General features: G+C 71.5%; 12 protein-coding genes. 4 read left to right on the top strand and 8 right to left on the bottom strand.

Going from position 1 to position 12,057, the window contains the following annotated elements:
* Nucleotides 1–43: 43 nt before the first annotated feature.
* Nucleotides 44–703 carry a DNA-binding response regulator gene (locus M1D56_RS03405; RefSeq protein ID WP_455968869.1) on the top strand — a complete coding sequence of 220 codons (660 nt, stop codon included), beginning with the start codon at nucleotides 44–46 and terminating at the stop codon, nucleotides 701–703.
* A gap of 38 nt (nucleotides 704–741) precedes the next feature.
* Nucleotides 742–1,242: a hypothetical protein gene (locus M1D56_RS03400; protein WP_271174438.1), complete on the top strand. Its 501-nt coding sequence runs from the start codon at nucleotides 742–744 to the stop codon at nucleotides 1,240–1,242.
* A 7-nt stretch (nucleotides 1,243–1,249) separates the two neighbouring features.
* On the opposite strand, the gene M1D56_RS03395 is transcribed toward M1D56_RS03400, so the two are convergent.
* From M1D56_RS03395 to M1D56_RS03385, 3 genes are read right to left on the bottom strand one after another with little or no spacing between them, the layout of a single operon-like run.
* Nucleotides 1,250–2,716: an FtsX-like permease family protein gene (locus tag M1D56_RS03395; protein WP_456284689.1), complete on the bottom strand. Its 1,467-nt coding sequence runs from the start codon at nucleotides 2,714–2,716 to the stop codon at nucleotides 1,250–1,252.
* Complete coding sequence (locus M1D56_RS03390) at nucleotides 2,713–3,510, bottom strand: ABC transporter ATP-binding protein (protein WP_324012369.1); 798 nt, start codon at nucleotides 3,508–3,510, stop codon at nucleotides 2,713–2,715. Before M1D56_RS03390 ends, M1D56_RS03395 begins: the two co-directional genes overlap by 4 nt.
* Nucleotides 3,511–3,567: 57 nt before the next feature.
* Nucleotides 3,568–4,326: a ThuA domain-containing protein gene (locus M1D56_RS03385; protein ID WP_456284688.1), complete on the bottom strand. Its 759-nt coding sequence runs from the start codon at nucleotides 4,324–4,326 to the stop codon at nucleotides 3,568–3,570.
* Between the two features lie 171 nt (nucleotides 4,327–4,497).
* Here M1D56_RS03385 and M1D56_RS03380 point away from each other — a divergent pair, with 171 nt between their 5' ends.
* Nucleotides 4,498–5,541, top strand: coding sequence for a LacI family DNA-binding transcriptional regulator (locus tag M1D56_RS03380; RefSeq protein WP_456284687.1), 1,044 nt, complete (start codon nucleotides 4,498–4,500; stop codon nucleotides 5,539–5,541).
* On the opposite strand, the gene M1D56_RS03375 is transcribed toward M1D56_RS03380, so the two are convergent.
* From M1D56_RS03375 to M1D56_RS03365, 3 genes are all read right to left on the bottom strand, one after another.
* Nucleotides 5,531–6,436 (bottom strand): carbohydrate ABC transporter permease, encoded by a 906-nt coding sequence (locus tag M1D56_RS03375; RefSeq protein ID WP_456284686.1) that lies wholly within the window; start codon nucleotides 6,434–6,436, stop codon nucleotides 5,531–5,533. The two genes, M1D56_RS03380 and M1D56_RS03375, sit on opposite strands and share 11 nt — an antisense overlap.
* Nucleotides 6,436–7,395, bottom strand: a complete 960-nt coding sequence (locus tag M1D56_RS03370; protein WP_324012373.1) for a carbohydrate ABC transporter permease — start codon at nucleotides 7,393–7,395, stop codon at nucleotides 6,436–6,438. The genes M1D56_RS03375 and M1D56_RS03370 overlap by 1 nt, the downstream gene beginning before the upstream one ends.
* A gap of 65 nt (nucleotides 7,396–7,460) precedes the next feature.
* Entirely contained in the window at nucleotides 7,461–8,717 is a 1,257-nt protein-coding gene (locus tag M1D56_RS03365; protein ID WP_456284685.1) for an ABC transporter substrate-binding protein, read from the bottom strand.
* Between the two features lie 295 nt (nucleotides 8,718–9,012).
* Between M1D56_RS03365 and M1D56_RS03360 the strand changes: the two genes are divergently transcribed.
* Entirely contained in the window at nucleotides 9,013–10,014 is a 1,002-nt protein-coding gene (locus M1D56_RS03360; protein WP_324012377.1) for a LacI family DNA-binding transcriptional regulator, read from the top strand.
* Nucleotides 10,015–10,022: 8 nt separating this feature from the next.
* Here the strand turns inward: M1D56_RS03360 and M1D56_RS03355 are convergent, their stop codons facing one another.
* Both M1D56_RS03355 and M1D56_RS03350 read right to left on the bottom strand, forming a co-directional pair.
* A complete protein-coding gene (locus tag M1D56_RS03355) occupies nucleotides 10,023–10,658 on the bottom strand; it encodes a response regulator (RefSeq protein WP_271174433.1) in 636 nt (211 codons plus the stop codon).
* 123 nt (nucleotides 10,659–10,781) lie between these two features.
* Nucleotides 10,782–12,056, bottom strand: coding sequence for a sensor histidine kinase (locus M1D56_RS03350; protein WP_282980193.1), 1,275 nt, complete (start codon nucleotides 12,054–12,056; stop codon nucleotides 10,782–10,784).
* Nucleotide 12,057 lies beyond the last annotated feature (1 nt).

The raw sequence follows: 12,057 nt of genomic DNA, 5'->3' as shown, positions 1-12,057 counted from the left end.
CACGAGAGGCTGCGGCACGCGGCCGCTGACGAGCATGGAGGGCATGCCGACCATGACCCGGACCGACGAGAGCGTGACCGTCGTGCGCGGCGAGGCCGAGGTGATGCGCCGGACCGCCCACCTGTTCGCGACCGCGCGCGAGATCACGTGCGCCGCCAACGAGCTCGCGAGCTGGCGCTGGGAGGCGGATGGTCCCGCCGCGATGCCCGAGCCGGCTCGCGATGCGAGGGTGCGGAAGGTCTTCCGCAGCGGCGCCCTCCTCGACCCGGGCTGGGCGCAGCGGATGGCCGCGATCCGGCACCACCCCGCTGTGTCGATCCGCGTGACATCCGACGAGGTGAACGAGACGATCATCCTCGACCGGCGCGTGGCCATCCTCGCGGGAGACCGGCGCGCCGGGGTGCGCAGCTACAGCATCCTCACGCAGCGCGACGCGGTGCAGGGGGTCACGTCGCTGTTCGAGGCCGCGTGGCGCGCTTCGACCGACCTCGACGTGCACGATGCGGCGAGCGCCGAGATCCGCGAGCTCGCCCCGCAGGTGCTGGACCTGCTCAGCCAGGGTGTGAAGGACGAGTCGGCCGCGCGCGCCCTCGGGCTCAGCGTGCGCACCTACCGCCGTCGCGTGGCCGAGCTCATGGAGGCGCTCGGCGCGGAGTCGCGCTTCCAGGCCGGCGTGCGCGCCCGCGAACTCGGACTCGTCTAGCCTCCGCCGCCGCGGCGCCGCCGGTGCGACACTGGAGCATGCGGATCCTGCAGAAGCTCGTCCTCGACTGCGACGCCGACGCCGCCTGGCGTGCGCTGCACTCGCCCGCCGTGCTCGCGGAGCTCTACGGCCCGATCGTGCGCATGCGGCCGCTCGGCGCCGATCCGATGCCGCTCCAGTGGGAGTCGGGGTCGGACGCGGCCGTCCAGCTCGACACGGGGGCCATCCCGCTCGGCTCTCAGCTCATCGCGACCGTCGACCGCGAGAAGGAGGGCGGCGCCGTCCGAATCCTCCGCGACGTGGGGATGCCGCTCACCGGTCCCCTCGGGTCGCTCGACGTCTGGGACCACCAGATGGCGGTCTCGGCGACGGCGGATGGCCGGACGCTGTGGCGCGAGCGGCTCACGATCGGCGGTCCGACCGCTCCCCTGCTCTGGCTGCCGCTGTGGGCCATGTGGCAGGTGCGCGGCGTCCGCCTGCGGAAGCTCGCCCGCACGTGGGCGTTCGATCCCGAGGCGGACGCGGCCGAGGCCGGCTGAGCTCCCGTCAGTCGGCGGCCAGCGCCTCGACGGGTGCGATGCTCGTGGCCAGTCGCGTCGGCGTGACCGCCGCGACCACGGTGAGCACGGCCATCGCGGCGACGATCGCGAGCACGGGCGCCCACGGCACCGCGGGCAGGACGAGCGAGCCGGCCGGGCCGCCAGGGTACGCCGGCACCGACCCGAGCAGCGACTGCGCCCCGGCCCATCCGTAGGCGATCCCGAGCACGAGGCCCGTGACGAGCGAGGCGAGCGTGATGTGCGTCGCCTCGAGGAGCACCATCGCGCGCACCTGGCGCCCGGAGAGGCCGAGCGAGCGCAGCAGGCCGAGCTCGCGACGCCGCTGCACGACGCCGATCGTGAGGAGGTTCACGAGACCGACCGCCGCGATGACGGCCGACACCGCGACGAGCCCCATCATGATGTTCGCGAAGGTGTCCATGATCACCGAGAACTCGCTGTCGAGCTCGCCGCCCGCATTCGCCGTGAGCACCGCCTTGGCGGTCTCGGTCGCGACGGCGAACATCGTCACGAGCGTCACGCCCATGACCACGCCGATCGACATGCGGCTCGAGCGCTCCGGATGACGCAGTGCGTTCTCGGACGCGAGCACCGCGGTCGCGGACCTGCCGAACCAGCGCCCGACCATCCGGAGCACGGGAGGCATGACCGTCGTCGCGCCGAGGACGAGTCCCGTGAACGAGAGGAGCCCGCCCGCGAAGGCCGGGAGGACGCCGAGCGGCGTCACGAAGCCTCCCACGACGCCGACCCCCAGAAGCACGGCGCCGATCGCGAAGAGCACGATCGCGAGCACGTTGCGCGCGGGGCGCTGCGAGACCGCGTCGTGCGTCCGCTCGACGGACCCGCCGAGCGCCTGGAGCGGCGTGACGGTGAGCACGCGACGCGAGCCGACCCACGCCGCCGCCCACGTCGTGAGCACGACGATCGCCGCAGGGAGCACGAGCACGGGCTGCGCCACGACGTAGCCGTGCCCCGCGACGCCGAGCAGGCGATCGCCCAGCGCCGTTCCCGCGTAGGAGAGCCCCACACCGGCGGCGAGCCCGATGAGGGCGCCGATCGCCCCGACGACAAGGCCCTGGCGGCCGACCTCGGAGCGCTGCGAGCGCGCGGACGCGCCGATGAGGCGCATGAGGGCGATCCGGCGCACGCGACCCGCGACGATCGTCGAGAACGTGTTGGCCGTCACGACCGCGGCGACGTACATCGCGACCGCGGTGAGGAGCACGCTGAGGATGGCGACGACGATCGCGAGCGTCTCGGAGTCGCCGATGTACGGGTCGTTCTGCAGGACGGCGCCGAGGTAGCCGGTCGTCGTCACGAGGGTCACGCCGAACGCCGCCGACAGCGCGGCGACGAGCACGCTCGCGCCCATGCCGCGCTCGCGCAGGAAGGCGAGCCGAGCGGATGGCCGGACTGCGGCCGTCCGGGCGGGTGCCGCGGCGACCGCGGTCATCGCGCGGCTCCCGCCGTGGGGATGGCCGACGTCGCGGGTGCGGTCTCCGCCGCGAGCATGTGCGCCGAGATCTGCTCGGGCGTCTGCCGCGGCTTGTCGGCGACGATGCGGCCGTCGCCGAGGAAGAGCACGCGGTCGGCGTAGCTCGCGGCGAACGGATCGTGCGTCACCATCGCGATGCTCTGGCCGTGCTCGCGGCTCGCGGCGGCGAGAAGGGCGAGCACCTCGCGCCCCGTGCGGGAGTCGAGGTTGCCGGTGGGCTCGTCGGCGAAGAGCAGGTCGGGGGCCGTCGCGAGCGCCCGTGCGATCGCGACGCGCTGCTGCTGCCCGCCGCTCAGCTCGTGCGGCTTGTGGCGCAGGCGCGGTGCGAGGCCGAGCGTCTCGATGAGCCCGTCGATGCGCGCGCGCTCGGCGCTCGACGGCTTGCGGCCATCCAGGTCGAACGGGAGCTGGATGTTGGCCTGCACGTCGAGCGTCGGCACGAGGTTGAACGCCTGGAAGACGAATCCCACGCGGCGCCGACGGAGGATCGTCAGCTCCTCGTCGCGCATCCCCGTGATCTCGGTGTCGCCGATCCAGACGCGTCCGCTCGACGGCGCGTCGAGCCCCGCCATGATGTGCATGAGCGTGGACTTGCCCGAGCCGGACGGCCCCATGATGGCGGTGAACTGGCCGCGTCGGATGCCGACGCTGACGCCGTCGAGAGCACGGACGCCGTTCTCGCCGGCGCCGTACTGCTTGGTGAGCTGCTGCACGCGCGCGGCGAGCCCCATGTCGGTGGTCGTGATCTCCATGCCTACGACGCTAGGAACCGACCCCCGTCGCGGTCATCGCCCGCCCGGCTCATCCCGCTACATCGCGAGGATGATCCCGCGCGCCTCTCGGGGGATCGGGTCGGCGGGCTCCTCCGTCATCGGGCGACTCGCCCACAGCATCCCGCGCTCGATGATCGTGCGCACGCTGACGTCCCGGAGCACGAGGAGACTGTGGCCGGGCGTCGCGACGAAGACACGGCCCCTGCCCCAGCGCCGCGTCCAGACCGCCGGCGCGGTCGCCGTGCGCTGCCACGAGCGCGAGGGCAGCGCCGGGTAGGTCGTCGTCGCCAGAACGTCGTTGCCGTCGTCGGCGAGCACCCAGTACTGCTCGGTGCGCAACGTGAAGTCCTCGAGACCGGTCATGATCTCGTGCGAGCGTCCGCGATCGGCGATGTCCACGGTGTAGCAGAGCACGTCGTCGTGCGCGTCGTCTCGGCGGCCGTCGACCCGTCGGGCCGGGTGCGCCACCGCGCGCGCCCCGATCAGCTGCCGGTAGCCCGCGCTGCCCGGATACGAGTCGACGATGCCGCCGTGCCAGCCCGCGAGACCCGTGCCGCGCGCGACGGCACCGCGCAGCCCGGCCAGCGCCTCGGGGGAGATCTCGGACGCCGTCACGCACTGCACGATGAGGTCGGTGCGCTCCATCTCCGCCTGGTCGGCGTAGATCTCGCTCGACTCCGCGATGCGCACCTCGAACCCGCTCTCCGCGAGAAACGGCACGAAGAGGTCCGTCGCCTCGACGGGGCGATGTCCCTCCCCGCCGCCGCGGACGATGAGCGCCCGGCGGGCCCTCATACGCCCGCCTTCCCGGAACCGGCGGGCCGCAGGTCGGCTCGGCTCTCGATCATCGCTGTCGGTCCTGTCGTCGTCATGGACTCGTCCCTTCCACCTCGACGGGATGTACGCGTGGGGAAACCCTGCCACCGGGCGGTGGTCGAGCGGGCGGGTTTGCGCAAAAATGTCGGCATGCGCCTCACGCCGGATGTGACCCTGACGTCCGTCGCCGAGCGAGCCGGCGTGAGCGTGGCGACGGCCTCCCGCGCGCTGCGAGGGAGCGGGGAGATGTCAGACGACACCCGTGCGCGGATCGCACGCGCCGCCGCGGAGCTCGGCTACTCGGCCGTGAGCCGGCGACGAGGCCGCCCGCGGCGCGGCACCTCCCTGATCGACCTCGTGCTCGGGCACTTCCATGATCCCTACACGCAGGAGATCACGGCCGGCGCGCGCACGACGGCGTCCGCGCTCGGCTACGACCTCGTGCTGACGACGGAGCGCGACGATCCCGCGGATGACTGGCCGGAGCGGATCCGGTCGCGCGGCTCGGCGGGAGTCATCATCGGGCTCATCGTCCCGACCAGCACCCAGATCGCGACCATGCGCGCGGCGGGCATCCCGCTCGTGCTCATGGAGCCGCCATCCGAGGCCTCGCGCCCGCTCCCGAGCCTGCGCATCACGGATGCCGCGGGTGGCGAGGCTGCCGCGCGGCACCTCGTGCAGAACGGCGCACGCCGCTTCATCGCGATCGGCGGAGCCCCGTCGTATCGGTACGGCCGCGCCCGCGTCGACGGGTTCACGCGCGCCCTCGAGGACGCCGCGCCGGGTGCCCCGTACGTGCGCACGAGCGCCGACTGGAGCGCGTGGGACGCGCAGCGCGCGTGCACGCGGGCGCTCGCCGAGCTCGGCGAGCTGGGCGGCGACGGCCCCATCGGCGTCTTCTCGTGCTCGGACGAGATGGCCGCCGGCGTCTACCGCGCGGTCGCCCAGAGCGGGCGGAGCATCCCGCACGACGTCCTCGTGGTGGGCTTCGACGACGTGCGCAGCGCGCGCTGGCTTCACCCGCCGCTCACGACCATCCGACAGCCCATCCGCGAGGCCGCGTCGGAGGCGGTGCGGATCCTCGCCCGCGCGGCCGCGGGCGAGGATCTCAGCACGGAGCCGATCGTCATGCCGACCGAGCTCGTCGAGCGCGCGTCGACCCGACGCGCGGGGCGTGCCGGCCTCAGCCCTTGAACGCCCCGTCCATGATCCCCGCCACCATGCGGCGTCCGACGAAGAAGAACACGATGAGCAGCGGGAGGGTGGCCATGAACGAGCCGCCCATGGTCAGCGCGAGGTCGATGGTCCGGTTCGCCTGAAGCTGCTTGAGGGCGATCTGCACGGTGAAGAGCTCGGGCGACTTGAGCACGATGAACGGCCACATGAAGTCGTTCCACACGCCCGTGAAGGTGATGAGACCCAGCACGAACGCCGCCGGTCGGACGATCGGGAACCCGATGCGCCAGAAGATCTGCCAGCTGCTCGCACCGTCGATGCGCGCGGCGGCCATCAGCTCGTCGTTCAGGGTCGTCGCGAGGTGCTGCCGCATCCAGAAGATGCCGAAGGCGCTCGCGAGCCCGGGCACGATGATGGCCTGGAGCGTATCGACCCACGACAGCCACGAGATGATCAGGTACTGCGGGATCACGCTCAGCTGTGCCGGCACCGTCATCGTCAGCAGCACGATGAGGAACAGCACGTTCCGCCCGGGGAAGGTCAGCTTCGCGAAGGCGAAGCCGGCCAGCGCGCACAGCAGCGCCGTGGCGACGGCCACCACGAGCGAGACGAACACGCTGTTGAGCAGGGACTGGAAGAAGGGCACCGTCTCGAACACCTTGGCCGCGATGTCGAAGAAGTTGAAGCCCGGGTAGAGCCGCGGAGGGCTCGACGTGACGGCCGTCGCGCCGACCGACGCGATCACGAACATGTAGTACAGCGGGAACACGCTGATCAGGACCGCGACGATCAGCAGCGCGTACACCGGCCATCCGACCCGGCCGATGCGGCCCCCGTTGCGCGTGCGGCGGCCCGTGACGATCGCCTCCGTGCGCGGCCCGGCGAGCGCTCCCTCGTCTGTCAGCTGCGACATCAGCGTGCCCTCCTGGTGCGGGTCGTGAGGAAGAAGTTGATCAGCGACGCGACGACGACGATGACGAACAGCGCCACCCCGATCGCCGACCCGTAGCCGAACTCGAACTGCCCGAAGCCCTGCTCGTAGAGGAACAGCGCGAGGGTCTGGCACTGCCGGCCGCCGCCGCAGGTGAGGCCCGACTCGGGCGCCACGAGGAGCGGCTCGGTGAAGATCTGGAGTCCGCCGATCGTGGACATGATCACGGTGAAGATGATGATCGGACGCAGGGACGGGATCGTGAGGTGGATGAACTGCTGCCATCCGGATGCGCCGTCGACCGAGGCGGCCTCGTACATCTCGCGCGGAAGCGCCTGCAGCCCGGCGAGATAGAGGAGTGCGTTGTACCCGAACCAGCGCCACATCACCATGGACGAGATGACGATCCAGGATCCGACCTGAGACGACAGGAAGTTCACCGCCGGCGCCCCGACGAGATCGAGGATCCAGTTGATGAGTCCGAAGTTCTTGTCGAAGATCTGCGCGAAGACGAGCGCCGTCGCCGCGACGGAGGTGATGTACGGCACGAGGAGCGCCATGCGGAAGAAGTTCGCGAACTTCAGCGCGGCGTGGTTGAGCAGGTGCGCGAGCCCGAGCGCCAGGAGGAGCTGCGGGATGGTCGAGATGAGGAAGATGCCGAACGTGTTGACGAACGCGTTCCAGAACCGCGGATCCTGGAAGAGGCGCTCGAAGTTGGCGAGGCCGACGAACGTCTGCTCGCCGACCGGGTTCCAGTCGAACAGCGCCACGTAGAAGGTGAACAGGAGCGGGAAGAGCCCGAAGATCGCGAAGATCACGAAGAACGGCGCGATGTAGAGGTACGGCGCGATGCGCTCGGCGAGCGGCTGTCTGATGGGGCGAGCGGATGCCCGCTCGGGGCTGATCCGCGGTGCGCGGATGGCGGTCGCAGTGGCGGTCATGGGTCCTGCCTCGGTGAGGACGGCGACCCGCCCGACAGGCGGGTCGCCGTCGATCGAACGGTGGGTCAGCCGCCCAGCGCGGCCCTGACGCTGTCGAGGCCGGTCTGCCAGGCCTCGTCGGGCGGGACGTTGCCGGCTTCCATGTCGACGAGCGCGTTCAGGAGGGCCGCGCCGATCGCGCTCGTGTCCGGCCCGTTGTAGAACGAGTTGAACTGGGTCACGGACTCGCTCATGATCTCGCCGATCGGCGAGTCGCCGAAGAACGGGTCGGTGTACTGCCGCACCTCGTCGCTCTCGAGCGCGGCCTTGGCCGCCGGGAACGTGCCCGTGACGGAGAAGTGCTCGGTCTGCCCCTCCGGCGAGAGCATCGTCTCGATGTACTGCCACGCGGCGGCGGGGTTGTCCGCGCGGGCAGGGATCGCGATGACGCTTCCGCCCCAGTTGCCGCCGGTGCCGGGGATCGAGGCGATGCGCCATTTGCCCTCGGTGTCGGGGGCGTCCGTCTTGAGACCGGACAGGATCCATGACGGAGCGGTCGTCACCGCGAAGGATCCGTTCGCCTTGCCCGGCCCCCACCCCGAGGACCAGGCGGCGATGCCCGCGCTGATGCCGGCCTCGTAGGTGCGGACCGCGACGTCGAAGGCCTCCTCGACCTGCGGATTCGAGTCGTAGATGAGCTCGCCGTCGTCGGAGTAGTACTTCTCCGTGACCTGGTTCACCGTCGAGAAGAAGACGCTCGTCTCGACGTTGTCGACGAACGGCTCCCCTGTCGCCTCGGTGTACTTCTCGCCCATCGCGATGAAGTCGTCCCAGGTCGCCCACATCTGCGCGACCTCGTCCGGATCGGTCGGCAGCCCCGCCGCCTCGAACAGGTCGGCGCGGTAGGCGAAGGCCAGGCCGCCGACGTCCGTCGGGATCCCGATGATCGAGCCGTCCTCCGCGGTCGCCCCCTCGACGGCCCAGTCGAGGTACCCCTCGCCGATGTCGTCTCCGCCGAGCGTGCGCAGGTCGACGAAGTTGCCCGGGTTCTCCACGAACTTCGGCAGGTCGTCGTTCTGGATCATCACGAGGTCGGGGACCTTGCCCCCGGCGAGCGCGGCGGTCAGGGCGGTGGCCGTCTCCGTCGTGCTGCCGACCTCGGTCAGCTTGACCTTCGCGTCGGGATTCTGCTCGAGGTAGCGGTCGACCGAGTCCTTCTGCCCGATCCCGGTGAACGACCAGAACTCGAACTCCGCGTTCGGGTCGTCCGAGGCCGATCCTGATCCTCCCGACGTGCACCCGGACAGCGCCAGGGCGAGAGCACCGATTGCCGCGGTGGGCAACGCCAGACTGCGACGATTCACAACAGCTCCTCTTCTTCGGGGATGGCGGGGCGTCTCGAGAGAACCCGCCTGAGAGATCGTTCTCTCACTCGCGGTCACAGTAATCCACATCCGAGACGGGGGCAACCCGCGTCCTGTGAGGCGCGCGATTCCTTGGATCCGCCACGCGCCCGCCCCATCCGTAACATGGGGGTTGCGCGCGACCAGTGGCCTCGCCTCGGCCGCGCAGAGAACGTGCAATGATCAGCCTGTCGGAGAGATCGATCTTCGAGGGGATGAACTCCGTGGAGGAGCCATGGTCCGACCCACCATCGTCGACGTCGCCCGGGCGGCGGGCGTCTCACGCGCCACGGCTGCACGGGTGCTCGCCGGCGCGACGAACGTCGACCCGGTGATGACCAGCGCAGTCGAGCGCGAGGCGCAGCGCCTGGGGTACGAGACCAACGTCGCGGCCCGTGCCCTCCGCGGCGGACGAGCAGGGGCGGTGGGGCTCGTCGTCGCGTTCGAGGAGCTCGGGGGTCTGAGCGGCACGTTCTTCGCGGCCGTGATGAAGGGGGCTGCGAAGGCCCTGTCCGTCGGCGAGGTGCAGCCCGTCCTCCTCCCTGCCGATCAGGAGGACATCGAGCGCGTGCCGCGCTTCCTGCGCTCGGGGGCGCTCGACGGCGCGATCGTGATCCTCCAGCACGAGATCTCGCACCTCGTCGAGCGCCTGGCGGACTCCCCCGTGCCGATCGCCTGGGTCGGACGCCCGCACGCCGACATCGGGCCGGAGCCCATCATCGTCGACTCCGACAACTACGGCGGCGGCGTGCTCGCGGCGCGCGCGCTCGTCGAGGCCGGCCGCCGCTCCATCGGGATCATCACGGGGCCGCTCGACCTCGAGCAGGCTCGCGAGCGCACCCGCGGATGGACGGACGAGCTCGCACGGCACGGGATCGCCCCCGGGCCGATCGTGCACGGCGACTTCAGCCTCGACAGCGGCACGGCCGCGATGGCGCGACTCCTCCGCAGAGAGCCCGATCTCGACGGGGTCTTCGCCGCGTCGGACCTCATGGCCGCGGGGGCGCTCAGGGCGCTGCAGGCCGCGGGGCGCAGGGTGCCCGCCGATGTCTCCGTCGTCGGATTCGACGACGTCCTGCTCGCGGCCACCTCGGATCCGCCGCTCACGACCATCCGCCAGCCGCTCGAGGCGATGGGGAGAGCCGCCGCCGAGACCCTTCTGGCGACCATCCGCGGGCTGCCCGCCGAGAGGATCCAGACCCTGTCGACGTCCCTCGTGCGGCGCGAGTCGCTGTAGGGGCGGCTTCAGGCCAGGCCGTGCTCGAACGCGAAGACGACGAGCTGCACGCGGTCGCGCAGGGCGAGCTTCGTGAGGATGCGGCTGATGTGCGTCTTCACGGTCGCCTCGCTGAGGAACTCGCGCTGGGCGATCTCGGCGTTGCTGAGCCCGCGGGCGGCGAGCGCGAAGATCTCCTTCTCGCGGTCGGTCAGCTCGCCGAACGCGGGCGGCGCGGGCCGCGGCGCCTCCGCGAAGTGCGCGAAGAGCTCCCGTGTCGCGGATGCCGCGATGACCGACGACCCGGCATGGACGGTGCGGATCGCCGCAAGGAGGAACTCGGGGTCGGCGTCCTTCAGCAGGAAGCCGCTCGCCCCTTCCCGGATCGCGCGCGCCGCGGCCTCGTCGAGGTCGAATGTCGTGAGCATGACGACCTTGGGCGGGTCGGGCTCGGCGAGGAGGTGCGAGGTCGCGGCGAGGCCGTCCATGACGGGCATGCGGATGTCCATGAGGACGACATCGGGACGGGTCGCCCGCACGACGGCGATCGCCTCCTGCCCGTCGCCCGCCTCGCCGACGACCTCGAGGTCGGGCTGCGACGCCACGACCATCCGGATCCCGGCGCGGAACAGCGCCTGGTCATCCACGAGCACGACCCTGATCATCCGTCTCCCCTTCGTCGCTCCACTCTTTCACGCACCCGCACGTGTCTCACTTTCCCCGGCTTTCCCAGCGCCATACCCGCACGAAACGAGACATGCTCGCCGGGGCGCGCCGGGCCCGCCGGGTCATACGGGAAGCGTCGCCTGCACGACCCAGTCGGCGCCCTGCGGGCCGGCATCGAACCGGCCGCCGACGAGCTCGGCGCGCTCGCGCATGCCGATGAGCCCGTGGCCCGCCGACTGCACGGGCGGAGCGTGGAGCACCTTCGTCCGCGCCGTCGTGACCGGCACCGGACGCGTGTCCGACGAGACCCTCCGGTTGCGCACCGACAGCGCGACGCTTCCCGGCAGCCACGCGAGATGGACGTGCACGGGCCCGCCGTCGCCGTGCCGCATCGCGTTCGTCGTCGCCTCCTGCAGGATGCGGTAGACCGCGAGCTGCACGGACGCGGGCGGCTCGCCGGGCGGAGCGGGGTCGACCGTCACCCGGAGGTCGACGCCCGCGGCGCGCACGTGCGCGTAGAGCTGCTCGAGGTCGGCGATCGTCGGCTGCGGCCCCTCGGCCTGCCGATGCCGCAGCTGGGTCAGGAGCATCCGCACATCCGACAGCGCGGAGCGCGCCGTCTGACTGATCGTCGCGAGCGCCTGGGTCGCGGCCTCGGGGTCCGCGGCGGCCGCGTACCGGGCGCCGTCGGCCTGCGCGATGACCACCGCGAGCGAGTGCGCGACGACGTCGTGCATGTCGCGCGCGATGCGCCCGCGCTCCTCCTCCGCCGTGGCCCGCTCCTCGGCGAGCAGCTGCGCGCGCCGCGTCTCGCGGTTTCGGATGACGACGCGGAAGAGGGCGCCGAGCGTCCAGGCCAGAAGCAGGCTGAAGAGCGCCGCGCCGAACACGAGCATGAGCGACAGCACCGCCTGCAGCGGCGAGCTCGCTCCCCCGACGTATCCGACGTAGCCGATGCCCGCGATCGCGGGGCCGAAGACGAACAGGTACAGCGCGACGCAGAGCGCCCCCGCGCACGCCGAGGCGAAGCCCACCCAGAAGACGACGCGCGATCCGTAGGCGGCGACCGCGAAGAGCACGACGAAGATCGCGACGTTCGCCGCCATCGGCTGCTGCCCCGTGCCCATCTGCACGAACGCGCCGATCCACGCGACCGCGAGCGACAGCGCCGGTGCGCAGCGGCTCAGCATGAGCGCGGTCGTCATGAGCGCGAGCGTCGCGGCGCCCCCGATCCACGAGAAGCCGTCGTCGTAGGTCGGCAGCAGCACGGCCGCGAAGAGGAGGAAGAACGCGCCCGTGAAGCCGTCGAGGATCCACTGCGCCGCCGATACGCGTCGGAAGAGCCCCCGCCACCGTGTGCGCAGGGGCGTGCTCGTGCTCGTTCCGGCGCCGTCCATC

The sequence above is a fragment of the Microbacterium sp. JZ101 genome, assembly GCF_053903175.1.
The sequence above is the reverse complement of the archived record's forward strand: the minus strand, read 5'-3'. Positions and strand labels throughout refer to the sequence as shown.